The sequence below is a fragment of the Brevibacillus sp. RS1.1 genome (assembly GCF_013284365.1).
Classification (GTDB): Bacteria; Bacillota; Bacilli; order Brevibacillales; family Brevibacillaceae; genus Brevibacillus; species Brevibacillus brevis_D.
In genome coordinates, this window is record NZ_JABSVA010000001.1 from 608,043 (window position 1) to 632,212 (window position 24,170).

At 42.3% G+C, this 24,170-nt stretch carries 27 protein-coding genes and 1 pseudogene; 3 read left to right on the plus strand and 25 right to left on the minus strand.

The window, feature by feature from the left end; genetic code table 11:
• Positions 1–77: 77 nt before the first annotated feature.
• From HP570_RS30000 to HP570_RS02710, 7 genes and pseudogenes are all read right to left on the minus strand, one after another.
• Positions 78–372 (minus strand): annotated as a pseudogene (locus tag HP570_RS30000) (transposase).
• 254 nt (positions 373–626) lie between these two features.
• Complete coding sequence (locus tag HP570_RS02685; protein ID WP_173607582.1) at positions 627–1,187, minus strand: PsbP-related protein; 561 nt, start codon at positions 1,185–1,187, stop codon at positions 627–629.
• Positions 1,188–1,258: 71 nt separating this feature from the next.
• Positions 1,259–2,410, minus strand: coding sequence for a hypothetical protein (locus HP570_RS02690; RefSeq protein ID WP_173624814.1), 1,152 nt, complete (start codon positions 2,408–2,410; stop codon positions 1,259–1,261).
• Positions 2,411–3,065: 655 nt separating this feature from the next.
• Positions 3,066–4,610 (minus strand): YifB family Mg chelatase-like AAA ATPase, encoded by a 1,545-nt coding sequence (locus tag HP570_RS02695; protein ID WP_173624815.1) that lies wholly within the window; start codon positions 4,608–4,610, stop codon positions 3,066–3,068.
• A gap of 1,110 nt (positions 4,611–5,720) precedes the next feature.
• The gene (locus HP570_RS02700) at positions 5,721–6,533 is read right to left on the minus strand and encodes a barstar family protein (RefSeq protein ID WP_173624816.1); all 813 of its coding nucleotides are present in this window, start codon (positions 6,531–6,533) and stop codon (positions 5,721–5,723) included.
• A 198-nt stretch (positions 6,534–6,731) separates the two neighbouring features.
• Complete coding sequence (locus tag HP570_RS02705) at positions 6,732–7,010, minus strand: hypothetical protein (RefSeq protein WP_173624817.1); 279 nt, start codon at positions 7,008–7,010, stop codon at positions 6,732–6,734.
• 30 nt (positions 7,011–7,040) lie between these two features.
• On the minus strand, positions 7,041–7,907 hold the full coding sequence (locus HP570_RS02710; RefSeq protein WP_173624818.1) for a DUF5071 domain-containing protein: 867 nt from the start codon (positions 7,905–7,907) through the stop codon (positions 7,041–7,043).
• 212 nt (positions 7,908–8,119) lie between these two features.
• On the opposite strand from HP570_RS02710, the gene HP570_RS02715 reads away from it, so the two are divergent.
• Positions 8,120–8,404, plus strand: coding sequence for an ImmA/IrrE family metallo-endopeptidase (locus HP570_RS02715; RefSeq protein ID WP_254494992.1), 285 nt, complete (start codon positions 8,120–8,122; stop codon positions 8,402–8,404).
• A gap of 269 nt (positions 8,405–8,673) precedes the next feature.
• Positions 8,674–10,350, plus strand: a complete 1,677-nt coding sequence (locus tag HP570_RS02720) for a restriction endonuclease (RefSeq protein WP_173624819.1) — start codon at positions 8,674–8,676, stop codon at positions 10,348–10,350.
• A gap of 282 nt (positions 10,351–10,632) precedes the next feature.
• On the opposite strand, the gene HP570_RS02725 is transcribed toward HP570_RS02720, so the two are convergent.
• Positions 10,633–10,749 (minus strand): ATP-binding protein, encoded by a 117-nt coding sequence (locus HP570_RS02725; protein WP_309139176.1) that lies wholly within the window; start codon positions 10,747–10,749, stop codon positions 10,633–10,635.
• Positions 10,750–10,940: 191 nt separating this feature from the next.
• Between HP570_RS02725 and HP570_RS02730 the strand changes: the two genes are divergently transcribed.
• A complete protein-coding gene (locus tag HP570_RS02730) occupies positions 10,941–11,249 on the plus strand; it encodes a hypothetical protein (RefSeq protein WP_016743299.1) in 309 nt (102 codons plus the stop codon).
• Between the two features lie 292 nt (positions 11,250–11,541).
• Here HP570_RS02730 and HP570_RS02735 read toward each other — a convergent pair whose 3' ends face one another.
• From HP570_RS02735 to HP570_RS02815, 17 genes are all read right to left on the minus strand, one after another.
• Complete coding sequence (locus HP570_RS02735; RefSeq protein WP_016743298.1) at positions 11,542–11,688, minus strand: hypothetical protein; 147 nt, start codon at positions 11,686–11,688, stop codon at positions 11,542–11,544.
• A gap of 102 nt (positions 11,689–11,790) precedes the next feature.
• Complete coding sequence (locus tag HP570_RS02740) at positions 11,791–12,336, minus strand: RNA 2'-phosphotransferase (protein ID WP_173624820.1); 546 nt, start codon at positions 12,334–12,336, stop codon at positions 11,791–11,793.
• Positions 12,337–12,544: 208 nt separating this feature from the next.
• The gene (locus HP570_RS02745; RefSeq protein ID WP_173624821.1) at positions 12,545–12,736 is read right to left on the minus strand and encodes a hypothetical protein; all 192 of its coding nucleotides are present in this window, start codon (positions 12,734–12,736) and stop codon (positions 12,545–12,547) included.
• A gap of 104 nt (positions 12,737–12,840) precedes the next feature.
• Positions 12,841–13,170 (minus strand): low molecular weight protein tyrosine phosphatase family protein, encoded by a 330-nt coding sequence (locus HP570_RS02750; protein WP_173624822.1) that lies wholly within the window; start codon positions 13,168–13,170, stop codon positions 12,841–12,843.
• Complete coding sequence (locus HP570_RS02755) at positions 13,167–13,721, minus strand: NADAR family protein (protein WP_173624823.1); 555 nt, start codon at positions 13,719–13,721, stop codon at positions 13,167–13,169. Before HP570_RS02755 ends, HP570_RS02750 begins: the two co-directional genes overlap by 4 nt.
• 40 nt (positions 13,722–13,761) lie before the next feature.
• Entirely contained in the window at positions 13,762–14,538 is a 777-nt protein-coding gene (locus HP570_RS02760; RefSeq protein WP_173624824.1) for a nucleotidyltransferase domain-containing protein, read from the minus strand.
• Positions 14,539–14,634: 96 nt separating this feature from the next.
• Positions 14,635–16,488, minus strand: coding sequence for an Ig-like domain-containing protein (locus tag HP570_RS02765; RefSeq protein ID WP_173624825.1), 1,854 nt, complete (start codon positions 16,486–16,488; stop codon positions 14,635–14,637).
• Between the two features lie 335 nt (positions 16,489–16,823).
• The gene (locus HP570_RS02770) at positions 16,824–17,201 is read right to left on the minus strand and encodes a YraN family protein (RefSeq protein WP_064200688.1); all 378 of its coding nucleotides are present in this window, start codon (positions 17,199–17,201) and stop codon (positions 16,824–16,826) included.
• Positions 17,201–17,491: an EscU/YscU/HrcU family type III secretion system export apparatus switch protein gene (locus HP570_RS02775; RefSeq protein WP_015891881.1), complete on the minus strand. Its 291-nt coding sequence runs from the start codon at positions 17,489–17,491 to the stop codon at positions 17,201–17,203. The genes HP570_RS02770 and HP570_RS02775 overlap by 1 nt, the downstream gene beginning before the upstream one ends.
• On the minus strand, positions 17,488–19,377 hold the full coding sequence (locus HP570_RS02780) for a hypothetical protein (protein WP_173624826.1): 1,890 nt from the start codon (positions 19,375–19,377) through the stop codon (positions 17,488–17,490). The genes HP570_RS02775 and HP570_RS02780 overlap by 4 nt, the downstream gene beginning before the upstream one ends.
• 40 nt (positions 19,378–19,417) lie before the next feature.
• Positions 19,418–20,194, minus strand: coding sequence for a ribonuclease HII (locus HP570_RS02785; RefSeq protein WP_173624827.1), 777 nt, complete (start codon positions 20,192–20,194; stop codon positions 19,418–19,420).
• An 87-nt stretch (positions 20,195–20,281) separates the two neighbouring features.
• Entirely contained in the window at positions 20,282–21,175 is an 894-nt protein-coding gene (gene ylqF, locus HP570_RS02790; protein WP_015891884.1) for a ribosome biogenesis GTPase YlqF, read from the minus strand.
• Between the two features lie 28 nt (positions 21,176–21,203).
• Positions 21,204–21,767: a signal peptidase I gene (gene lepB / locus HP570_RS02795; RefSeq protein WP_064200685.1), complete on the minus strand. Its 564-nt coding sequence runs from the start codon at positions 21,765–21,767 to the stop codon at positions 21,204–21,206.
• Positions 21,768–21,902: 135 nt separating this feature from the next.
• The gene (rplS, locus tag HP570_RS02800; RefSeq protein WP_015891886.1) at positions 21,903–22,250 is read right to left on the minus strand and encodes a 50S ribosomal protein L19; all 348 of its coding nucleotides are present in this window, start codon (positions 22,248–22,250) and stop codon (positions 21,903–21,905) included.
• A 167-nt stretch (positions 22,251–22,417) separates the two neighbouring features.
• Positions 22,418–23,149 carry a tRNA (guanosine(37)-N1)-methyltransferase TrmD gene (gene trmD / locus HP570_RS02805; RefSeq protein WP_015891887.1) on the minus strand — a complete coding sequence of 244 codons (732 nt, stop codon included), beginning with the start codon at positions 23,147–23,149 and terminating at the stop codon, positions 22,418–22,420.
• A gap of 12 nt (positions 23,150–23,161) precedes the next feature.
• Positions 23,162–23,689 carry a ribosome maturation factor RimM gene (gene rimM, locus HP570_RS02810; RefSeq protein WP_015891888.1) on the minus strand — a complete coding sequence of 176 codons (528 nt, stop codon included), beginning with the start codon at positions 23,687–23,689 and terminating at the stop codon, positions 23,162–23,164.
• Positions 23,686–24,123: a YlqD family protein gene (locus tag HP570_RS02815; RefSeq protein WP_064200706.1), complete on the minus strand. Its 438-nt coding sequence runs from the start codon at positions 24,121–24,123 to the stop codon at positions 23,686–23,688. Before HP570_RS02815 ends, rimM begins: the two co-directional genes overlap by 4 nt.
• Positions 24,124–24,170 lie beyond the last annotated feature (47 nt).

Sequence of the window (24,170 nt, forward strand, 5' to 3'; positions counted from 1 at the left end):
AATGCTATATCCTTGATTAGATAAATCATTGACGATAGCAAACCTTTTGCTTTCAGGTACAGAATCCATTCCACCTTTCACATCTGCAAGAGCTTTTTTAACAATGCGTTTTCCGCTTCTAATCTCTTGATTTTAGTCTCAGGATCCTCCGGATTCGTTCTGGGTCTACCTATACCAGGCCCTTTTGCTTTTCCTCGTTTCTCTTCAAGACCCGTCATTCCTTCCGTTTGATAATGTGCAACCACCGACGCACTACAGAAGTTCGATACCTAATTCTTTAGCTACGGTTTTATAACCCATTCCATCTCTCAAATATAAATCCACTGCTTTTTTCTTAAAGGCAGCGTCAAAAGTTCTTCTGATTTTTCCCATGAGAAAATCCCCCCATAATAGACAGAGTAAGGTGCTTACTTTTTTCTGTCCACAATGAGGGGATCATATCATATCCGAAGGGCTCTTTTGTTTGATGAAAGGAAGCAGCTCGCTACCCTTTTTATGACTGGGTGAGGTTCTCAAATGATATCATTACCGACGACTTTACTTAACATATCTCGAAGTGTCTAAAGAAAATACCCCTTAAAATTTGGGAGAAACATATTTTTACTACCTGATAGATTAAAAATATTTCAATTGATGATGTTAAAAGAATTTATTATTTTATCGGTTGTTGAGGAATATTTGTCAAGCTCTCCATCTAAGCAGGTAAATCCTAGTACATATCCCATATTGCCTTTAAATACAACAGTCATTTGATGCGATAAATCTACATTTTCTCGCTTTTCTCTTAAAAGGATCTGAAGAGCTGGAAGCTCATTTATTGTTAAGTCGGAAGTATTAAGAACTTCAATACCAGGTGTCTGCTTCTTAATAGTCTCAATCATTCCATCTCTATAGTTTTCCATAGGAGATGAAGCTTCCTCTGGCAATGTAAACGCCTTTACAGTTATATTTTCTGTATAAACGTCTTTTTCACTCTCTTTTGGCGAGTTAAATAGAACATTTACATTTTTCCGCGTTGTGTCAACAATCCAGTCTTTTGGATATGAAATATTGAATTTATTAGTTTTATCTTCGTATTTTATGAATTCAGTCGTCTCAACTGGTTTATTAGTTTGGGAACAGCCTGACATCAAAGTCACCACAAAAATGATTTGTAGTAAGATTCTCAGATGACGTGGTACTCTCATATTATTCCTCCAGTTAGTCATATCTTTGTTTAAAACTTTTTTCAAATCGAAGGTGCAATGTTGCATTCATTTTATCTTATAGTACCACCTTGGGTTCTATATGCGTTAGCTCGTTCACGAGCTGCGTCTTGAGCCTTTTTGTCCTTGTTTTTTTCTGCCTCTCTATAATTATTTTTTTCTTTTAGTATTTTATCATTCAATTCTTTAATACGATCTATAGTTGTCTCTATACTTGACATGCCACCTTTTTGTCGTGCATCTTTGGCAACTGCTTTTGCTTTTTCCTTTCCATCTTTATCACCTATTCGGTTAGCGGCTTCCCAAGCTACCTTTGCTTTTAGTATACGATCATTTTGAAACGCCACATTATTCATATATTTATCAATTGTTTGTTTTTCTTTATATGGAAAATCACTATAAGTTTTTTTGTTACTTAGATTTATATACTCATTAATTTTTTTACCCGACTCTTTAACTCGACTTTTTTCTTTCTCAACATATTCGGCTAATCCTGGTGATACTCCAATCTTTGAATCTGCAAGCGAAATTACATAACCTGTAGTTAATCCAGCCACTATTGCCGTAGTTTTTTTATTCTCTGGTGTTAGTTGCATATAAGCTGGTGTTACTGCAATTGTATTAACCAATGCCGATGAACCTAGTTCAGATATTAAAGCCCCTGTAGCAGCCTCTGTAACAGATTGCGCAATCGATTTATCACTCCCAAACTTGGTATCGCCTTTAGATATATTAGCTGCGGCATCGTAATAAACATCAGCTGTTGATACCCCTAGTCCAATAATTTTCGATATTGGTCCTGGAAGGGACGAATTATTAAATAAGGCTTGTCCACCAGTTTCAACTGAGGTAGTCACCACTGTTCCAGCTATAGCACTAATTGCAGCTTCACTGCTTGCCTCCCCCCACGTCTTTCCAGTATTAGGTGGAATCGGCGGACCATGCATTACTCCTTTGTTATTTGATGTTTGAGCTTGTTTAGGCACCGTAGCTGCTAAATTTCTTGCCGCTTCACTAATGTCAACTCTATCTACACTAGTTTTTTGTACGGATGATTTCGATAAGTTTGTAGTGCTTTGTTGAGCGCTACTAGAAGTTATAGACGATTTTTTTGCTTCTGCTTGGGCTTTTGCCTCTAAAGCTTGACGGCGTTCTAATCTTGCATCTCTTCTGTCTTCATTGCGCTCGCTACGAGATAATCCCATAAATGCCTCCAAATACTTATAATTTAGCTTCAATATATTACTATCAATCTTATATCTTGATAAAGTTTAATGTTTCGACATTATTTCACTTAATTCGACAAAATGTTTTTGATTCTAATGAATTTCATATAATAAATACTCACCTATATCATTCGACAAAACATTTCTAACGAAGTTATAAATTACGAAAACTCTATGACAAATAAAGTATGTGAGCAATTCCATGAAGTTATGGATTTAGAAAAATAAAGTAACAAAAACAACCCGCTCAGATTTATCACTAGGCGAGTTGTTTGCTGCTTTTCCATCTCTTTTGCTTAGGAAATGATCAATTTCTACCGAATTCCAATCGAATCGCATCCGCATCATATCCGGATTCTACATTTGGGAGCAACCTAACAGAAAGCTCATCACAAAAAGCATTGAATCAAGATTCTTAGATGACGACATGCTTCATTAACAATCCTCCAGGTAATTAATTCCGGCTATTATAGTAACATTTTGCCTCAAAGATGTTGCACTAGTAAATTTAATTACCACCTTGGGATCTACTTTTATTCGTTACTCTGCTTGATTTTTGAATACTATCTCGCTTTAACTTGTTTTATCCCTTAATCAGATACTGTGTTCTGCATTGATCATAAGTCGGGCTCCATTAAAAAAGTAGCCCTCGGTCCAAGGCTCTGTAGCGAATTGCTTCTGCTACATGTGCAGCATCTACACGAGAAGTCCCATCTAAATCTGCAATTGTCCTCGCCACTTTCACAATTCTATCGTATGCTCTTGCACTCAAACCTAATGTCTCGAAGGCAAGCTGTAACATCTCTTGTCCTTCCTTATCTAGCTGGGCGAATTGTCGAAGCTCTTCACCATTCATCACACTGTTAAAAGGACATCCAGGACGATAGTGGTATCTTTCGCATTGAACAGCCCTCGCCTGTTCTACCCGACGTTGAATGTCTTTTGAGGACTCCTCTGCTTTTCTGTTGTGAAGAAGTTGAACTGGTACTCTCGGCACCTCGATGTGCAGATCGATGCGGTCTAGCAAGGGACCTGAGAGTTTTGAGCGGTATTTGTAGATTTGTTGAGGGGAGCAAGAGCAGGTTTGCTTCTCTCGAGTACCAAAGAATCCACACGGACAAGGATTGCACGAACCGATTAACAGAATCCGAGCAGGAAAGGTAAAAACCTGCTTAGATCGTCCAATCGTGACAACCCCTGATTCCAGCGGCTGGCGTAGTACCTCTAATACATGTCGAGAAAACTCGGGCATCTCATCAAGGAAGAGGATCCCACCGTGAGACAAACTACATTCTCCCGGACGCGGGATTTGCGCACCACCGCCAATTAGTGCAGTAGCGGTAATCGTATGGTGCGGGGCACGAAAAGGTCTCTCCTCGATAAGCCCACTCTCCCGCTTCAATTGACCAGCAATACTGTATATTTTCGTCACTTCGTAAGATTCATGAATAGTCATGTTCGGCATGATACCAGGCAGGCAAGTAGCTAAAAGAGTTTTCCCTGAACCTGGTGGCCCCACCAATATTACATTATGAAATCCAGCTGCTGCGATCTCCAAGCCGCGTTTTACAAATTGCTGTCCGTAAACATTGGCAAAGTCCGGAGGCAGCTGGTTGGTATTTGTCTTGCCCGTCTCTGATCCAGGAAAAATCAAATCTGCGTTCTTACTATGAAGTCCTTCTTTCCAATAGTTTACGGCCTCTTCCAGATTGCTAGCAGGCAATACGGTAATGTCGACGAGCCGTGCTTCCGCTGCATTTTGTTCGGGGAGAATCACGTGGGTAAATCCTGCATTTTTAGCTTCTAGCAGAATGGGGAGTACACCCGTTACAGCGCGAAGAGAGCCGTCTAATGCCAACTCTCCTAGAACGAGGATTCTCTCTGGTCTAGGGAGCATTTGCTTCGAGGCTAGTAAAATTCCAAACGCTATAGCCAGGTCGAAACCTGAGCCTTCCTTGCGCTGGTCTGCTGGTGCTAGGTTGACGGTGATCCGCTGCATTGGGTAGTCGTAGCCTGCGTTGCGCAAAGCAGCACGAACGCGATCTCTCGCTTCTTTTACTGCGGAACCGCCTAGTCCGACCAAATCGAATTGAGGCAAGCCATTGGCTATGTCTGTTTCTACAGTGACAACCATTCCATCTATGCCAAGCACTGTGCCTGAATAGCTGCATGCGTACATGGTTCTCTCCCCCTCTGGTTATAGGGTAGGAAAAGTTAGAGGGGGTGGGCAAGTATATTAGAGCTTATTCCAAAACTTTTATTTGTCCAAAGACTTTAACTCTGGTCTTCATAGAAAAGTAAACCTTGAGCAGTTGAATATCGTTTCAACTGTTACCTCTATGTTTTCGTGGCGAAAATGAATCTCTTCGTTTTTGCCATATCTATAATTCTTATATGTTTGCCATTTACTGTCTTGTCTGATTTTCCAAAGAAATCATTTTGGCAGTGACCTCACTTTGTCCTTGTTATCTCGCTTATCTGGTAAATCGTGAAATGTATTATGTGGCGGTTCCTATCTTCCCTCACTCTCGCTCTTTGGCGCTCTATGCATTGTGTGAGTTTCGTTTATTACTCCTTTAAGCTGTTTCCTCTTTCTTTACTGGTTGATCTGTCTCCGTGACTTCCTTTGGTTTTTCTAGCTTTGACTTTACAAGAACCTTCAATGCATGAACCATTCGTTTCATTTCAGGTTCGAACTCAAAGGTATTCGATACCTTTAGGTGGTTTGATCATTGTCGGCCTCCTTTCAGACAGATCTCTCTATTACTCGCATGAGACACGTTGTCCCCAAAATAGATTCAAATGTACGATTTTGAAAAGCTGCTAGCACTTTGACAATGAAATCCTTCCCCAGCGAATAGCGTTTGTCAGCATCATGAAGCTTCGCCCTCCATAGTTAGCTTCTTGATACACCAATAATTCGACGTTTTTTTGCTCGTATTAGAGAAAAAAGTGGATACAGAAGTTAGCGGGAACTCGCGGATGATTCAGCCGTGAGCCAATCGATAACTATTAGAATTGAAACTTATACCCATAAAACTAAACATTAGACCTTGAAAGTATTCGCTGCTTATCTCAAGGGCGTTACATATGAGGAGCTTTTGAAGAAAGCCGGAATTTAGAAGGATACAGCTTCCCATTCCCCTAAGAAAAAAAGCCTCTTTCCGAATATGAAAGCTTATTCTCTACGAATTAGAAATGCTAGGCGGGGAAGATAAACCGAAGGCTTTAGAGCATGTGAGATACTTAAGGTATTTAGCGAAGCAACAGAAATGACAAAGAGACATCCTCAATTAGAAGATGTCTCGCTTTTTTGTTCATACTCTACTATGAAGATTTCGCTAGTATATCGTAATGAATAGTCCATAAGAAGTTCTTTTAAAGAATCAGCTTCTTTCGGAAGACGTTCCTCCAATACTTCCCATCCAGTTATAGTTATTTTCATGGGTAGCTTTACCATACCGGTGATTGCATCCCAAAATGCATTCCAATTCATACCATACACTTCTGGGAAATCAAGTTGACTTTTCAAGATCATATGAATATCTGCTGGAGCCACTACACGGGAAACATCTAAAAGTATATGCTCCTTCCTCGGCTTAAACTCTATAATTAGTGGATGAATTGGAAGTAAATTCAGATCGAACAATTGGGAATATTTCTCGTGTTCAAGTAAAAACTCTTCTATTTCTACCCTTGAAGTATCTACATCCCCATATCCATCCAGGGCACGCTCAAGGTTTCCCGTGATCGCATAGAGATATCCCTTCCATTCATGATCATAATCAACATAATTTGATAACCTATAGAGAATTTCACATGTCTCATAAAGAGTATAGTATTTGTTTTTGTAACTGAGGTTAATCATTCCAACTATTGTTTTTAGTGCTGCTTCCTCGTCTGTATTAGTGCAAAGCTCGATAAGTAAGCGAGGAATGTCCACTTCTTTTTTTACCATCGAAAGGTCAAACACTCTATCTGGTATAAGTGTTACCTCTAATAGATCAATTACTTTATCTGCCCACACGATTATATGATCTTTAGAAAAGAACCCTATGGATAATCCAATGTGACATACTTTGGCTTCAAACTCAATATCCATATTCTTCACCACCAAGTTCCAAATAGTTAGTATCATAGTAACATGCTGGAAAAGTCAGGAATAGTGTGCGAACTGACCATTAATGAATCTTTCCAACGCTTGATAACACCACTGCAGTTGACGGTGATCAGTGGGTTTTCTCTCTTAGCTTTGGAGTTGAAGTTGAGATTTTTCATGACAGAGAGATTCCCCATACTGTCAATTACAATTGCTTTTGAGCATGTACGGTAGCTCTAGTTCCTCTTTGATTATGCGGTACTCAAGCTCTCCAAAAGGTATTACCGGCATTAACATTTGCTCCAAGTCTAGATCAATATATCTCCCCTTAAAATCTAAGCTGATAAGCTCTAGGTAAAAGGCGTGCCCATAATACTCTTCAATTTCAGGAGTGGCATATACCCATTGCTCGAATTCCTCAACAGTTACTTTTTGCTTAATTACCTCGTTAAACATAATCTGTATTACGAGGAAATTCATTTGCTGAGCCCACCTTTCTAGCTAAATTTATTACAACAGGCGATGCTGTATTAGGATCTCACTAGCAATCACATCAATCTCCTCTTGTGACTGCCTGTTTGAAAGGATAATAAGCTCATTCTTTAACTCAAGAACCAATTCTATAGGCCAATGTTTCACCAGTCCTATCAATATCGAATAAATCCACAATTCATCATTGCCGAGTAAAACCGGTCTTAAATGAGGAATGACTAGCTCCCTCATTTCAACCAGTATTTTTGCGATTACTTTAGCACCCGGCCAATTCATATCTTGCAACCACATTAGAAGACTTGGTATATGCCCTTTTAAACGTTGATGCTCTATGCTAGATAATACTACTGCAGCATTATCCCAATATGATTTATCGAAAGGTTGAATTAAAATGTACAAATATTCTTCTGAAGCATGTTTTAGTTTTTCGATTGCATCATTTTGAAGTATTTCGTGAGTATCCATGTGCAGAAATTGAATAAGTTGTTTTATACTATCTACTTCGTTTTTATATGACGGTAATTTCTCATTTTCAATGTTATCTGTTAACAAGCCAAATTTTTGTTCATTACACCATATCGGTTTAGAAAATGTGATGACCTTCATTTCCTCACCTGCGGGAGTATTTTCTAGTTTAACCATATAGAACAGCTCGTTTATTTCTAAATTTGATTTCTCCTGTGATTCACCTATCGTTTGATATATTTCTCCGCTGATTCTAATACTGCCGTTTTCATTGTTTCTCCAACGAAAAGTCTCTAACTCACATAACTCATAGTGAAAGAATGCAATCCATCCCGTTCCGTCTGGTAAGAAAACAATCTCTGTATCTTCCTGAGCACCCGGTCCATACATCACATCGATTGACCATTTCCCAATTATCATATATTTATCCTCCGATTGATCATATATCCAGAAATTGCATAATTTGTTGTCACTCGTAAGAAGACTGGACACATGGTAGGATCACGAATCAAGAACATACGCTGATAAGCCAATTTTACTGACAACTTGGAATAAAAACCCTCGGGGAACTGGACGAGCAGCGTGTAGCAAACTCACTAGGCATCCATCTCTTTTACAAAGAGATGCCATCAATGGCATCTGTATTCGGCCGCTTCAAAAGTAAAACGATAGACAAACGACTCCCTACACTTATGCAAAGGGAGCCTTTTTATCATGAGCTTTATCATATTCTTCGTCATGCTGGTCAACAGATTATGATGCCTGCTTCATTTCGTGAACTACAGGAATCGGAAGCGTGGAACTTCACGATGTATGCTGCAATGCCTCTACATATGCTGAAGAATTATGTTTACACGCAACCTGAGATCGTTGTGGAACTGTCGGAGCAATTTAGGGTTACTCTGGAACTATGCTGAGAGGTTGAAAAAGATAAGAGAAAAGGTAAAACATACTGCTATATAATACTCATCAGTTCTTATTATTTTTTTCATTTTTCTAAAATAAGACATCATTCCCAGTTTTCGACATCAAACGACTGATGTTTCACTATCTTTCTGGTAAAATTTGTACCTAAATATGTTGATTCTTATTCTTCCACTATTATTGCTTTAGTCTTTACCAGGAAAAATAGGCGTAACGCCCCCTGGTTAACTCAAGCAAAAAACTAGGTTTGAGGTGGTAAACTATGGGACGTGGTTTTGTTAGTACACTAAATAAAATTGCACGGGAAGCAGCTAAAACTCAGCGAAATGCTGAACGTCTACAAAAAGCCAATCAACGAGAATATGAGCGACAAGCGAGGCTCCAACGGCAATACGAAAGACAACTTGAACGTGACCAAGAAAAGTCTCTAAAAAAAGCAATTCGAGATCAAAAAAATTATGAGAAAGAACAAAAAGCCTTCTATTTACAATCTCGAAAAGAAGAGACACAGGACCTAAACGAAGAAGTCCAATATGTCTTGGAAGATTTTCAATCTGTCTTATCTCATACCTTAAGAACTGACGATACAATTTCGTTTGAGTCATTGTACCCCAAAGATAAGTTCCCGGCATTTGTAGCACCAACAGCTTCACCCGTTCCAAATAATCCACTGACGAATAAAAACGACTTTTTCAAAGATGTAAAGCTGGAACCGTCCGTTTGGGAAAAGATTTTTGGAGTCGGAAAGGAAAAAAGACTCCAAAGTATTAGACGTGCAGAATCTGATTATGATTCTGCTCTTGCGGAGCATACACAAAAAAACATACTTATTGAAAGTATCCGAAATGAAGATTCTGTTCGTCTGCGTAAGGCCAAGGAGAAATACGACGTTGATAAACAATCGTTTCAGGATGAATTTGTTAAACGAGTTCAACAGGTTGATCAGTTTAAATCTAATTATTACTCTGGAACTAAAGAGGCAGTAGACGCATATAACGTAATGGTCTTAGAACGATCAGAATATAGCGAATTATTCCCTCAACAATTTGATCTATACTATGTTGAACAGAGTAAGGAATTAGTTATTAATTATGAACTGCCTTCATCAACTGCAATACCTATTTTTAAAGAGTATAAGTATATACAATCCAGAGACGAAATTAAAGGAAGCGAATTTAAAACAAAAGAAAAAGCTGAGATCTATTCTAACCTAATTGCATCGATTACGCTTCGAACATTGCACGAAATCTTCGAGGCGGATCAAGGGAATGTTATTGCTTCAATCGTCTTTAATGGAATTGTATCTACTATTAATCCAAGTACCGGTTTAAATATGCGCCCTTGTGTTATTACAGTGCAAACTACAAAAGATGAGTTTAATCAATTTGATCTAAGTAAAGTTGATGTAATTGCATGTGTGAAAGGATTACGAGCCCACATCTCTCCTTCTTTAACAGAATTATCACCAGTAAAACCAATTGTAAATTTGGACATGTTAGATAAGCGTTTTGTCGATGAACGAGATTTAATATCTGGAATTGATGAGCGTTCAAATTTACTCGAAATGGATCCCTTTGATTTTGAGCACCTAGTTTGTAACCTCTTTTCAAAAATCGGTCTGGAGTCAAAATTGACAAGGTCAAGTCGAGATGGCGGTGTGGACGTTATTGCTTTCGATCCACGACCTGTTTTTGGTGGAAAATATGTAATTCAAGCCAAAAGATATCGAAATACAGTTGAGGTGGCAGCAGTACGAGATTTATTCGGGACAATGATGAATGAAAATGCATCAAAAGGGATTTTGGTAACTACTTCTACTTTTGGACCAGATGCCCGTGGTTTTGCAAAAGATAAACCAATTGAGCTAATAGATGGAGCGAATCTGTTATATATGCTCGAGGAACAAGGAATTCGTGCGAAAATTGAAATTCCAAAATAGAAACGGTTCAAGCCGTTTTTATTTTGAGCAAAAAGAAAGCATATGTTCTGAATAGACAATATGGACATCCCTTTCTTAAGAGAACGCCATTTACTTTTACCAAGGCCACTCAGACGTGAAATTATGAAGGCTTTGGTCCAACGCATACAGGTACATACAACACCTAGCTTGGGTTTAAAACGCCCTCGTGCTTCAGTCACCGTTCAGTATTGTTTTTCCAAGGATATTATCTACACGATAAGGATTGCACGAACCAATTAACTGAAACCGAGAGAAAGGATACTACCCATGAGACAAGCTACACTCTCCGGGACTGGGACTTTGCGTACCACCACCAATCAACGCGGTAGCGGTAATCGTATGGTGCGGAGACGAAAAGGTTGCTCCTCGACACACCACTCCCGCTTCATTTGACCAACAGACCAGATTGTTAAAGAATTCTTTTGATTACTTTTCATTCTAGCGACTCTAAATCTAACTCTTTCCCAAAATTACCGTTACTTTCTCCCCGCCACTCCCCCATACCTTTCTGGAAAACTTCCACTCCAACAGGTATACTGCAAATAAACGGATAAGGAGTTGTTTCTATATTGATTTTTACTATTGATCCCCATCAAATTTCCATCCACTACGAGCATGCTGAAACTGTTCAGATCGACTGGGACGACGTTTACAGTGTCTCTTACTATAAAATCGATTGCATTGAGTACGAAATGGGTTACCTTGTTTTTGACTTTGTTTATGGCGAGTTCATTGAGATAAATGATAGTGATCAAAATTGGGAAAAAATCGTAAATGATCTCGAAAAATACTTACCCTCGCAGACAATCGATTGGAAGCATTCATTGCTTAGTTGGTCGATTGACGACGGTATTCTTTATCTTTATGAAAAAGTGTAAAAACGAAGGTGAACTCGATTGACCTGGACCTCATCACTTTTTCCAACGATTTAGAACGTGTCTTATTGCTGAAACCATTTGAATACGATGGCGAAAACGATAATCGCTGGTCCTCAACATATGATCAAGGCCACATTCAGATTAATATATCTTGGCCCTATCTTTCTGAAAATCTTCAAGAATGGGACGTCACCGTGCCAGAAATATGTAGCCGTCTTACGAAACGTGGTTGGAGAAGTTTACTTCCATTTTGTTAATCATCATGCGGCATTCGTAAAAAAACAGCTCACCCTTACTGCTTTTTCTTCAACTCATTCAGGAGTTCAATGATTCGTTGGTTTTGATCCACTTGCTTTACAATGTTCTGGTTCAGCTTCCGAATCGCGTCGTAGATTGCAAAAAGTCCTGCCAACAGTAAAAAAGCAAACATCCATTCCATGCGCTTTTTCCTCCTTATGATTATCATTGATACAAGAAAAGACCCGCGTCCCGAATGCGAGTCTTTTCTCATGCTGTGTTGTTTCTTCTTGAACAAATCGGTCTACTTCTGATAGACAGAGATGTATTCTTTTTGCACGTGATCTGCCAACCAAACGAGCTCATTTCCATGGTAAAACTTCACACCATCTTGCCAAGCTCGCCTCGCATCGATTCGCAAAAGGACGGGATGATCGTCTCGTCTTTTCCCAACCTGCTGTGCTGTTTGGACGTCTTCAGACAGATGCACGTACTGTCTTCCTTTTGGAACAAGGCCGCTAGCCAAAATAGAATCGAGGAATCTTTGCGGCGTGCCATGAAAAAGATACGCAGGCGGTTCTTTTTCTTCCTTGTGAATCTTTTTCGGCACTGAATGTCCATACAGGGCGCGAATTTTGCCTTGATTGATCTCATGACGCTTTTTTTCCGATAACGCAATCATCTTATGTAAATCTTCTTCGGTAACCGCTCGCCACTTTCGCTGTTCATGAAGTGACAAAAGCAATTGCTTGATAGGTACCCATCCTTGTTCGTCTAACTCAAGCTCATATTCATGAGGGGCATGACGAAGCGCATAGGACAATTCTTTACTCAATTTTTGATAATCCATCCACTCATCTCCCCTTACAGGTCATGGCCACTTCTTTACGTAAAAAAGTAACCGAGACTCACGATTGTAGCAATAAATAGGTGTACGAAGAAATTTCCTGTCAGTCGAACCCAGAGCTGTTGGCTTTTCATCGTCCAAAATCCATAAAGGAAAGCAACGATGAGATAAACCAGTACATAAACGAAAAACACAAGACTGCTCTCCTTTTTTAGGACATTTCTTTCTTTATGTTCGCAATGAGCTTGTCAGCATTGTTTTCATCGTTATCAAACATAACCAGGTCTTGCAAGACAATCCCATCAACGGATTGAATAGCTGTGGACATAGAATCGACCAGTTGCTGCATATCAGCTTTGTCTGCTACTTCAACATCTAGAACCAGTACAAGTTTTTTCTTCATGGTGAAAATCCTCGCTTTACGATAAGTATGGATAGTGCGATTGAGTCATATCATCCCCATTATACAAAATAATCCGGTATACTTCGACCATGTCCAATAACAGCTTAATCCGGTATTTCTATATATGCGGACACACTCGATTTTAATAGCTCGATCAGTTCCTCATCCATGTATATGTATTCATCCGGGATGCCCAAGCAAATGATCCTTTTATCCATCAGTTCCGAGCTAAACTTTTCTTGTAAGCGCCTTACATGTTTTTTCTCCATACAGAAAATGAGATCAGCCCAGCCGATAAGACCGTCAGTCACTTTGATACGCGCCCCAGTTTCAGTACCTGCTGATCTTACGTCATATTCATTGATCCCATGAAAAATCTTTTCTGCCGTCAAGCTCCTCCATTTATTTCTGCTGCAAACGAACAGTAGCTTCATTCGTCCTCCTCATCCAAATCTTCAAACTGCCATTCCTCTGGTACCGGAAAATAAGCGTCATACTCTTTCCGGGCATCCACACTCATTTCCTCTAGCCATGGCCAATAATGCATGAGATAGTCCTCACCAAATCCCATCCGCCAACCCAAACTATAAGGATGCTCTTCTGGAAACACAATCCATGGCGGCAAGTAGAAATGCGGTTGGTACCCATCTAAGCTTTCACGCAATTCCATCCATAATCTTCCTAGTACGTCTGAATCGTTGCTCGTACAATCGATTAAGGTGGCATCCCCAGTAGAGAGCAGAATTTCACGGATGACAGGGTACTGTTCTACTTTTGCTTGTAATGCCTTGTGCATGATCTCTTTTTCTTGGGTAGTCCCTAAAAATTTCTTGGCTTGCAGATAGTCTTCCAAAGTTGTCCAAAGTTCCCCTTCCAACTCTATTGGGTGACTAGAGAAATTGGAGAAGCAGCCGTAAGGTTTATCTGGTTGATCAAAGTGAATTTCGAGAGGTTGCTGTATACGTTTTCGAATATGATCCTTCATGAATATGTCCTCCCCCTCTATCATAACGAGCCCATCGTGACTAACTGATTATCCACGCTTTCTGTAAATACTTCCGAAATATCTCATCCAGCTTTTCTGTTGGGTCCTCCAGATCATTTGTATATTGGCTAGCCAGTGCAGTCAGATGCTCAATTTGTTCCTCAATAAAATGGTGAAGCTCTTCGACTCTTGGCTCCAAGTTCAACTCATCCCCAGCTATTTTTCTTTGGAGCAGCTCTGAAATTTTACTTTTTAATGTAGAATCGGTTATCAGCTCTGCAACCAGCTGATCAAATCCAATGGGGGGATTCGTATGATACGTTTCGATCCAGATGCACGCGAGGATCGGGCGTAACACATAGAAATATTTTTTGATTTTGACTTGCTCACCTTGCAGATAGTCCCGAAAATTCCCTTTGGCCATACTGAGGTAATGATGCAAGGAAGCCTTTGGCGAAAATACATCTCCTTGCAACCTTGCCAGCTCATCTCGAAAGCCTAGTGTATCGAGATAAACGATGTCCGACACAAGCCATTCTTGTAGGGGTGGATTCGACTTTCGAAATAGCTTGAGCGCTTTTCGAATATCCCAGCCGTTTATATCTAAGAGGTCATTGATTGGTTCTTCCACAACATCCCGTTTATCATCAATGGACAAATACCATTCCGGTTTCTTCACATAGACAAAACGTACATCATAATCGCTATCTTTGGACGGGAATCCCCATGCCCGGCTTCCCGATTCAACAGCGAACAGTACTTTTAATTCATGCGCCTGCTCGATGTCTTTTAACTTTTCCAAGATGATCTCTCTCAAGATTCATTCCTCCTCCACAACAAATGAAATGCTTTCCTTCCACTTGGAAAAAAACTCGCTGAACCAGTTACGATTCAGCGAGTTTCTTATCAACCATTATTTTACCGTTACTTCAATTTCCACTTCATAGCCTTTGTATTCAGCTGTAATAGTGGCCTTACCTTTCTTTTTAGCTTTTACCACACCGCTGCTGGATACGGAAGCTACGGAAGTTTTATCGGACTTCCATTTAGCTTTCGTGCTGCTGATGTCATCGCCATCATAGGTGAGCGTAATCTTTTCGGAGTCACCCTTTTTCATGGAAATGCTTGTGTCATCTGCTTCCAGCTTGCTTGAGCTTTTGCCGCCAACTTTTACTTCAATTTCTACTTTTTCGCCTTTATACGTAGCTGTAATCGTTGCCGTACCGTTACCTTTTGCTGTAATTGTACCACTGCTGCTAACGGTTGCTACAGAAGATTTAGAGGTTTTCCAGGTTGCTTTTGAACCGCTGATTGAACTTCCATCGTATTTCAAGCGAATCGTTTCTTTTGCACCCTTTTTCAAGGAAATGCTCGTATCGCTTGCTTCCAGCATGTCTGAAGAGGAAGAAGTATCTACTTTTACATCAATTTCTACCTTGTAGCCTTTGTATTCTGCTGTAATAGTAGCGGAACCCTTGGCTTGGGCTGTAATCACACCACTGCTATTTACAGTTGCTACAGAAGAATTAGACGTTCTCCAAGTTGCACTGGAAAGAGAAATTCTTTCATTATCGAATTTGAGCAGTACAAAGTCTTGCTGCCCTTTTTTCATAGAGATTTTTGTTTCTTCTGCTTCAAGTCTACCAGAGTTGTTGTAATCAACCTTTACACGAATTTCGACCTTATCGCCTTTGTATGATGCTGTAATGGTAGCTGTTCCTTGACCTTTTGCCGTAACGACACCATCATCAACTGTTGCCACGCTGGAGTTGGATGTTTTCCAAGTTGCTTTTGATCCAGACAATTTATCATCATCATATCTTAGCTGAATCGTGTCTTTGTCGCCTTTTTTCAGGGAGATGCTGGTTTCATCTGCTTCCAGTTTACCAGAACTGTCTGTATCTACGTAAACCTCAATTTCTACTTCGTAGCCTTTGTATTTTGCAGTGATCGTTGCTGTACCTTTGCTTTTTGCAGTAACGACACCATCATCGTTTACGGTTGCTACAGAGGACTTTGAAGTTTTCCAGGTTGCTTTTGAACCAGAAAGTTTATCGTCGTCATATGTCAACTTAATGGTTTCTTTATCGCCTTTTTCCAATTTCAGTTTGGTAACATCTGCTTCCAGTTTACCGTCTGAATTTCCGCCGCCTTCAACATCAACGTGGATTTCTACCTCTTGGTCTTTGTAGCTCGCAGTAATAACTGTGCTTCCTTCGCCTACACCTTTAATGTCACCATCGTCAACAGTTGCTACAGTTTTATCCGCGGTTTTCCAAGTTGCTTTTGATCCAGGGATACTGCTGCCCGCAAATTTCAAACTAACGTTTGTCTTTTTACCTTTTTTAACAGAAACCTCTGTTTTCGTTGCTTCGAGAGTCTGCGCTCTGTCAACAGTCACTCTAACTGTAGCGCGATAACCGTTGTATTTAGCAGTAACAACAGTCGTTCCTACTTTCTTACCGTACACAATCCCATTGCTAACAGAAGCGATGCTGGAGCTGCCAATTTCCCAATCAACCAATGCGTTATCGATAGGGCTGCCATTATAAGTAAGGCGAATGGTTTCTGTATCTCCAATCGTGACGTTCAAAGAGCCTGCGCTTGCTTTCAACCCAGTAGTGCTTGCTACCATGCTATAAGCTTGAATAGATTGTGGTGTCGCAACTTGTGCAGAAGCAATGCCAGTAACTGAAAACTGAACAGTACAAATAGCTGCAACTGCTAAGGAGACGTTTTTCATTAGATTGTTCTTAATCTTTTTCATGTTTTTTACCTCCAAATTATTTCCTATACTTCTATTGACGAATGAGATGGAAAAATGTCACACCAAATCAGCTTTTTTTTGAAAAATATTTGTTTTTCTTTTAAACAACTGTTTATATCCCGGATTCATAAGCAAAATTGACACGAGTTATGGGCTTGTCTGTACGAATCGATCCTTTTCATCAAAAAAAAATGCTTCCCAGCTTTTGAGCCGGAAAGCGGATATTGATGCTTGGAGGAGTTTCATCGCGTCGAGTACAGTACATAGTACGCTGGCTCTGCGACTGATGCTGTAGACGTATCCCCAATATATCCGTGGTCAAGAGCCCGTTTTTCCTAGAAAGCACTCTCATAATGCTCAATGACAGGCTTCATGAAGTCTCCACCTTGCGTTGATGCACCGGTGTAAATTGCGATGACATCAAAACGAAAGGTCGGGATTGGCTGTGCGCTTTTTTGCAAGTATTCGATGGCAAGCTCACGCAGCTTCTGTTTCTTCTTCCAAGTAATGGACTCGCCTGCCGTTCCAAAAGATTGGCTGCTCCTCGTTCGAACCTCAATAAAAACCAAGCATTTTCCGTCTAGAGCAATCAAATCCATTTCCCCACGTTTTGTTCGAACATTTCGATCGACAATGCGGAAACCTTTGTTCACTAAATATCCTTCTGCAAGCTGTTCTCCTCTTTGACCAAGAAGACGACGGCGATCACTCATTATTTGGTTCCTCCGCCTTTATCGATCCGATAGACAAAAGCAAGGATTTCTGCCACAACTTGATACAGCTCCGGCGGTATTTGTTGATCCAAATCCAGCTTGCCCAAAACCTCTACAAGTGATGGATCCTCCTGTACCGGTATATCATGCTCCTTCGCTGTCTTCAGTATATTATCAGCCACGTACCCTTTTCCTTTTGCCACGACCTTTGGCGCTTCCATGGTACCCGCCTGATATTTTAGTGCAACTGCCTGTTTGCGTTTTTGCTCTGAAGGGGATGGCGGCATCATACGCGGAGGTCAACCCCTTTATAGTCAGCCAGGATGGGGCCTTTGGTTTGAATCGGACTTGTCGACTTCACACGCTCGGCCGGGACTGGCTGGACTCGCATAGCCGATAGATGGTAGCCAACGTCCTGTAATTGGTCAGCAAAACGATCCTTGGCCCCTTGAATGAGTCCTTCCACCCATGGCGTATCGTTAAAAATTTGCAGGTTAACGATTCGATTCACGATGCTTACATCAATCATGGTTGTCCCCATACTTTGGAGTTCCAAATGAAAGAAAAGACGACAGTTGTCCGGATCAAGCTGTCCAGAGCCTTTCTTTTTCGATTCGATTTGGACAAAAGCCGTCTCATCCCCTTCACCTTGGCGAATCGGAATTTGCATGACGATTTGAGACAAAGCTTGGTTAGAAGGCTGTACCATCATCAATTGTTGTCCGGTCACTTGTTGCAGCAGTTGATCTGCTGCTTCACGCAAGCCAGATGGCATTGCCTGCGCTGGCGCTTGACTGATTTGCAGCAAGAGGGATTTAACTGTATCCATCTGCTTTAATGAATGCGAATCGATCGCTCCCTGTGAAAATGCCTGGCCCATCAATTCTCTCTCGTGGGTTACGCCTAAATGACGAAACAATTCAGCAATCGGATTAGCAGCTGTGGCTCCATTCGCTGCACCAGCTGCTTGAGACATCATTTGTGGTACGGCTTTTTGCCCCGCGTCGTTCACTACAGCCCTTTGCTCCGCCATCTGCTTGTTTTGGACCCGGTCCTGATTCATCTGTAATGACTGAGGGGTAGGCAAGGGCTCGGTTCGAGCAATCTTTGAATCGATGCTTGGACCACTGGTCTGGTTTGGCAACTGATTACTCTTTCCGGTCATAGCGTTTTGCTGCGAGTCTACCTGCTTAGCGGCAGTGTTTGGTGCTGACACTGTCTCAGTAGAAACAGTTGACGAACCAGGTTGTGATGGCGTTGGTATGTTACTTGGAGCTACCATTGATGGTTGAGGCGATGTCTGAACTTGGGACGAAGGTTGACCACTCAGTGCAGGCAGCGGCTGTGTCTGGCTTCCCGCATTCGTGTTCTGCGAAGCACCTAGATTGGGCTGATTCCCTTGTGGCATTTGTTTGACTGCCAGTCCCTCGTCTGTTCCATTGGTGCTCGTGATAAGGAAAGGGAGTCCCGTCAACTTTTCTTTTAACTGACTAACAAGCTGTTTGACATCTCCCGTTGCTGCATTAGCTTGTCCGGAGACCTGATGTGATTGGCTTTGAGGCACCTGCCCTGTCATCTGCGAAGGCTGGCCCTCCCCTTCTAAAAAGAGCGAGGCTTGCTGAAGCAGGTTTTGTATGAGCTGCCCCATTGGCTTGTCCGATAAAAAAGCTTTGAGTCCTGCGATTGTATCAGGGGTCAGTGGCAAATTTCGTTTCATGGCAGTCATGAATGCCTCAATCGTGGCATTGTCTACGCCTAAACGCCCAGCAACGGCTGAAAAAGCTTGTATGGTCTCCTTATTCACAGGAAGATTGGCACCAAGCAACGCTTGCATGATCGCTTTGTTCTCTTTTGTATCGGCAACCCCTAGTGATCGCATTAGACCTTCTAGAGATGCGTCTTTGCCAGCTCCTTCACCGGCGCTATCCAAAACCTTCAACGTGACGACACCTGTTGATGGCTGGACTTGCAGCCAAGCTTTTTGGCCCGGTTCCAGACTTGCCTCCATTTTAGCCTGAACCTGCATTCCCCCGACTTGTACGAGCGCCATATTGTCCGGGTAATTCTTGATTACCGTGCCTTTAAACACTTGTCCGGGAGTAAGCTCAACCGGCTTCGGAGCGGATATGGGTGCTTTTTGCACGAATGATTGAATAAGTTGCGACGGGGAAAACATGCAGATCCTCCTCCTGTAGCTAGTATGTAACTAGCACTTGTTAGGCGTGTTCTTTTACACCAGTGAAAGTCTTGCGATGAATCGGTGTAGGTCCAAATCGAGCGATTGCTGTCAGATGCTCTGGGGTGCCGTAGCCTGCGTGTTTGTCAAAGCCATAGGCTGGATACTCTTCGGCATACTGGGCCATCAATCGATCACGGGTGACCTTCGCTACAATCGATGCGGCTGCAATTGAAACGCTTTTGGCATCTCCCCCGATAATCGGAACCTGCTCGCAATTCATTCCAGTTAGCTGTACGGCGTCAATCAGTAATACGTCTGGAGCGATACCTGCCTGTTGGATCGCCAGCTTCATCGCCTCTTTTGTAGCAGCTAGTATATTGATCGCATCGATTCTTGCTGCATCGACAATTCCGATTCCCACAGCAAGTGCATCTCTTTGAATGATTTCGCAAAATGCCTCCCGAGTAGATACAGGTATCTTCTTCGAGTCATTCAGGCCAGGCAAGTAAAAATCTTTTGGCAGACACACGGCACATGCAACAACTGGACCAGCCAATGGACCTCTCCCAACCTCATCAATCCCGAATATGTATTGATGTCCCTTATCAAACATGGCTTTCTCATAGACGGTCATGTCAGTCCACATCTGTGCGAGCTTTTCTTGACGTGCAATCGCTGCCTCCGCCTGCTTCGCCAAAGCCTGTACACCTGCTCTTTTATCTTCTTTCAGCAATTGTAAAAAATCTTTGGGTACCTCGTCCAACTTTTCCATCGTCACTCGTATTTCTTTTATCGACATATCCGCTAGATTCATTGACTCATTTCTCCTTACCGATCCTCATAGTAAAAAAACCTGTCTACCGTATATGTCGATAGACAGGTTTTTGATGGCTGGAAAGTTTTATTCTGGAAAAGATACTGGCTTACCAATCGGTTCGTCCATTTCCCAGTCAATCGGGCGCTCGACAGAGACCGTTCCCAGCTTGCCGGAACGCAGCTCACGCAGGAAAATTTCCGCTGCCTTGTCGTAATCGATATTTCCGCCAGAAACGAGGCATCCGCGCTTCTTCCCGATTTCTTCGAGCATTTCTACTCGATCCTCAGGCAATTCTTTTAGCTTGAAGCGTTCGATCAGGCGTTCCGGATAGTAGTGCATCATGTAGCTGATAACAAATAATGCTACCTCCGTAAAATCGATGAGCTCGTCTTTAATTGCCCCACTTGCCGCCAATCGCAGACCTACCATCTGATCTTCAAATTTCGGCCAAAGAATACCAGGCGTATCGAGAAGCTCCAGTGTATCGCCCATTTTCACCCATTGTTGCGCCTTGGTTACCGCCGGACGATCACCTGTTGCCGCTACCGAGCGCTTGGACAGGCGGTTAATGAGGGAAGACTTGCCGACATTGGGAATCCCCAAGATCATAATGCGAATGGCACGACCTTGCATCCCTCGCTCACTGCGCTTTGCCAGCATGTCAGCAGCTAGCTCCTTACACATTTCTGGCAGCTTGCTGACGCCTTTTCCACTCAGGGCATCAATCGGCAATGTGCGAATGCCTTGCTTGCGAAAATAAGCAATCCACTCATCTGTTGCCCGTTCATCCGCCAAATCTGCTTTATTAAGTAATATCAAACGTGGTTTATCACTGACAATCTCGTCAATCATCGGATTGCGGCTGGAAAGCGGCAGACGTGCATCGAGAAGCTCGATAACTACATCAATTAATTTCAGCTTTTCCGTTACTTGACGACGTGCTTTAGCCATATGGCCAGGAAACCATTGGATCGTCATGATGTCTCACCTACCTTGAAGCTTTACGTTATCTTGTCAAGCGAATTCCCGCAACCGGCCAAAAAGTAAATTCCGCTCTGCCAACAACCGTACTGACGGCAACAGGACCGATGGCTCTGCTGTCATGACTGTTCAACCTGTTGTCGCCCATCACAAAGATATGGTCTGCTGGTATTTGGACCGGGGGAAAATCGTGGGTAAAAAACGGCTCTCCCTGCTGCTTCGCTTGTTCTTTTGATTGTGCAAGATACGGTTCCTCTACCACTTTGCCATTGACCAGCAGCTGATCGTTTTTGACCTCTACTGTATCACCCTCAACAGCAATGACTCTTTTGATGTAATCTCGCTCCTTTTCTGCATGGAACACGATGATTTCACCAGGCTTCGGATCTTGCAAAAAATAAATAGCCTTGTTCACAACTAATTTTTCGCTGTTATGTAATGTACTTTCCATGGATTCGCCTTCAACAATAAACGGGGCGAACAAAAAGGTACGAATGAAAAACGCCAAGATTAAAGCGATCCCAAGTGCCTTTATCCATTCCCATAGTTCATTTTTCTTCTTATGACTGGAGGTAATTTCTTCGCTCATGACTTACGATCCTCCCATGAAAGCTCGTCCAACCTTAGCTGTAACATATGTCAAGATGAACTATTTTATTTCAAGATCGTTAAATGGAAAAAAGAGGCCTGGCAAGCAGGCCAGTCCTCTTTCTAAGCGTTACGCTTATCGACGAATTTCTTTAATACGAGCTGCTTTACCTACGCGATCGCGCAGATAGTACAGTTTCGCACGACGTACTTTACCATGACGCACGATTTCGATCTTGTCGATCTTAGGCGTGTGTACTGGGAATGTACGCTCAACACCTACGCCGTAAGAAATCTTACGAGCTGTAAATGTTTCGCTAATACCTGTACCGCGACGGCGAATGCATACGCCTTCGAACAGCTGGATACGCTCACGCTGACCCTCGATAACCTTAACGTGTACACGAACAGTGTCACCAGGTCGGAACGCAGGAATGTCCTGTTTCAATTGCGCTTTTTCCAGTTCACGGATAATTTGGTTCATTTGAATTTCCTCCTTCCGATAGACGTTCTTACTCGTCTAACCCATAGGTCCAGCCGCTTTGGCTGCGTTACGAGTAGCGGACCGCCTTAGTCAGCGGGCAAAATTGCCACAAGAAATATATTAACACAGCGAGCACAAAACTACAAGACTCTTCTCCTAATTGTTCCCTACTTTTTTTCCTGTTCCAATTCAGCCAATAGCTTTTTCATTTCATCTGTCAGCGCCAGCTTTTCTAACAAATCTGGACGCCGTGCTTTTGTTCGACGCAGTGATTCTTTTAACCGCCAGCTTTCAATATTGGCGTGATGCCCTGACAACAGTACATCTGGCACTTTCCAGCCGCGAAATTCTGCTGGTCTTGTGTAATGAGGGTACTCGAGCAGTCCTGTTGAAAAGGAATCCTCAACGGCTGATGTCTGGTTTCCCAACGCTCCTGGTTGCAAACGAACGACACTGTCAATGACGACCATCGCCGCAAGTTCTCCCCCAGTCAGAACGTAGTCACCAATCGAGATCTCATCCGTGACGAGATGCTCACGAATTCGCTCGTCGTACCCTTCATAATGACCGCAAATGAAGACAAGATGCTCCTCTTGCGCTAACTCTTCTGCCAGCTTCTGATGATAAGGCACACCCTGTGGACACATCAAAATCACTCGCGGTTTTTTCTCTCCCGTCAAGCCTTCTACGGCCCGGAACAACGGCTCAGGCTTCAAGACCATTCCTCCGCCACCGCCATAAGGGGTGTCATCTACCGTACCGTGCTTGCTCTCAGAGAAATCGCGAAAATTGGTGACGTGAAAATCAACCAGTTCTTTTTCGCTTGCCTTTCCCAAAATGCTGCTGGACAAAACACCTGTAAACATTTCGGGAAAGAGCGTAAAAATATCGATCCGCATCTGAAGTTCCTCCTACAGCAAGCCTTCCATCAGATGGCAGACCACACGTTTGTTCGTGATGTCCACTTCCTTGATGCATTCATCGATATACGGCAACAAGATTTCTCCGCGTTTCCCCTTCACTACCCACACATCGTTTGCTCCTGGCTGCATGACATCCACGATTTTTCCCAGTTCTTCTCCCTCGTCGGTTACGACAACGCAGCCGACGAGCTGATGAATGTAGAACTCGTCCTCTTCCAATTCCATCAGCGCTTCCGCTGGAATCTTCAACTCTCCGCCCTTGTACTTTTCGATATCGTTAATATGCTCAAAGCCATGAAAGCTCACGATCTCAAAGTTTTTATGCGGGCGACGGGAAGCGATTTTCAATTTTAGCGGCTCACTGAGTGTCGGATGGAACAAGTACAGCTCATTTCCTTTGCGAAAGCGCTGATCTGGAAAGTCAGTCGTTGGTGTTACACGTACTTCACCACGCAGGCCATGCGTATTAACCAGTTTACCTACTCCGTAAAAACTATTTTGGCTCAACGTGTTCATTCCTCCTTTTCTTTGTTCCCATTTTTCGTTTGTAACCGAATCTCATGTACCAGGCCATCTTTTATCATGATTTCCGTTCCGGACATCATTTCATCCCAGACATCGCCCTCTTGGATCGTGACAGGGCTTTGAACAGTCTGGTAATCGATCTCGCTTCCCTCCGGGAGATTTTCTACCTGCTGGAGGGTATATGTCAGGTGATCTATCTTTTCCTTGCGTCGACGCTCTTCCTGCGCGATTTTTTCCTGCGCCAACGCATATGTATCCGCAGACTTTTTCTTCGCCTCGGTTAATAGCTTTTTCGATTGAAACTGCCACTGCTCCCACTCTTTACGCTGCAAACGAAGTCGTTGGCTATACTGATCAATGAGAGCAGCCCGTGATGCTTCCGTAATGATCAGTTTAACCTGTACCGTCCGAAATATAGTAAGCACCTTCGCCACTCCTTTCGGAAAAACCATCATGGTTTATGAGCATCTTG

Bases quoted from the DNA above. Each gene is read 5' to 3' on its own strand.
- HP570_RS02770 (WP_064200688.1), bottom strand. From the start codon at position 17,201: ATGAGTGATCGCCGTCGTCTTCTTGGTCAAAGAGGAGAACAGCTTGCA.
- HP570_RS02735 (WP_016743298.1), bottom strand. From the start codon at position 11,688: ATGGAATGGATGTTTGCTTTTTTACTGTTGGCAGGACTTTTTGCAATC.
- trmD (WP_015891887.1), bottom strand. From the start codon at position 23,149: ATGCGGATCGATATTTTTACGCTCTTTCCCGAAATGTTTACAGGTGTT.
- HP570_RS02765 (WP_173624825.1), bottom strand. From the start codon at position 16,488: ATGAAAAAGATTAAGAACAATCTAATGAAAAACGTCTCCTTAGCAGTT.
- HP570_RS02750 (WP_173624822.1), bottom strand. From the start codon at position 13,170: ATGAAGCTACTGTTCGTTTGCAGCAGAAATAAATGGAGGAGCTTGACG.
- HP570_RS02755 (WP_173624823.1), bottom strand. From the start codon at position 13,721: ATGAAGGATCATATTCGAAAACGTATACAGCAACCTCTCGAAATTCAC.
- HP570_RS02715 (WP_254494992.1), top strand. From the start codon at position 8,120: ATGGCATCTGTATTCGGCCGCTTCAAAAGTAAAACGATAGACAAACGA.
- HP570_RS02695 (WP_173624815.1), bottom strand. From the start codon at position 4,610: ATGTACGCATGCAGCTATTCAGGCACAGTGCTTGGCATAGATGGAATG.
- HP570_RS02705 (WP_173624817.1), bottom strand. From the start codon at position 7,010: ATGAATTTCCTCGTAATACAGATTATGTTTAACGAGGTAATTAAGCAA.
- lepB (WP_064200685.1), bottom strand. From the start codon at position 21,767: ATGAGCGAAGAAATTACCTCCAGTCATAAGAAGAAAAATGAACTATGG.
- HP570_RS02745 (WP_173624821.1), bottom strand. From the start codon at position 12,736: ATGAAGAAAAAACTTGTACTGGTTCTAGATGTTGAAGTAGCAGACAAA.
- HP570_RS02785 (WP_173624827.1), bottom strand. From the start codon at position 20,194: ATGAATCTAGCGGATATGTCGATAAAAGAAATACGAGTGACGATGGAA.
- HP570_RS02720 (WP_173624819.1), top strand. From the start codon at position 8,674: ATGGGACGTGGTTTTGTTAGTACACTAAATAAAATTGCACGGGAAGCA.
- HP570_RS02685 (WP_173607582.1), bottom strand. From the start codon at position 1,187: ATGAGAGTACCACGTCATCTGAGAATCTTACTACAAATCATTTTTGTG.
- rimM (WP_015891888.1), bottom strand. From the start codon at position 23,689: ATGAACACGTTGAGCCAAAATAGTTTTTACGGAGTAGGTAAACTGGTT.
- rplS (WP_015891886.1), bottom strand. From the start codon at position 22,250: ATGAACCAAATTATCCGTGAACTGGAAAAAGCGCAATTGAAACAGGAC.
- HP570_RS02710 (WP_173624818.1), bottom strand. From the start codon at position 7,907: ATGATAATTGGGAAATGGTCAATCGATGTGATGTATGGACCGGGTGCT.
- HP570_RS02780 (WP_173624826.1), bottom strand. From the start codon at position 19,377: ATGTTTTCCCCGTCGCAACTTATTCAATCATTCGTGCAAAAAGCACCC.
- HP570_RS02740 (WP_173624820.1), bottom strand. From the start codon at position 12,336: ATGGATTATCAAAAATTGAGTAAAGAATTGTCCTATGCGCTTCGTCAT.
- HP570_RS02690 (WP_173624814.1), bottom strand. From the start codon at position 2,410: ATGGGATTATCTCGTAGCGAGCGCAATGAAGACAGAAGAGATGCAAGA.
- HP570_RS02775 (WP_015891881.1), bottom strand. From the start codon at position 17,491: ATGATGCCGCCATCCCCTTCAGAGCAAAAACGCAAACAGGCAGTTGCA.
- ylqF (WP_015891884.1), bottom strand. From the start codon at position 21,175: ATGACGATCCAATGGTTTCCTGGCCATATGGCTAAAGCACGTCGTCAA.
- HP570_RS02700 (WP_173624816.1), bottom strand. From the start codon at position 6,533: ATGGATATTGAGTTTGAAGCCAAAGTATGTCACATTGGATTATCCATA.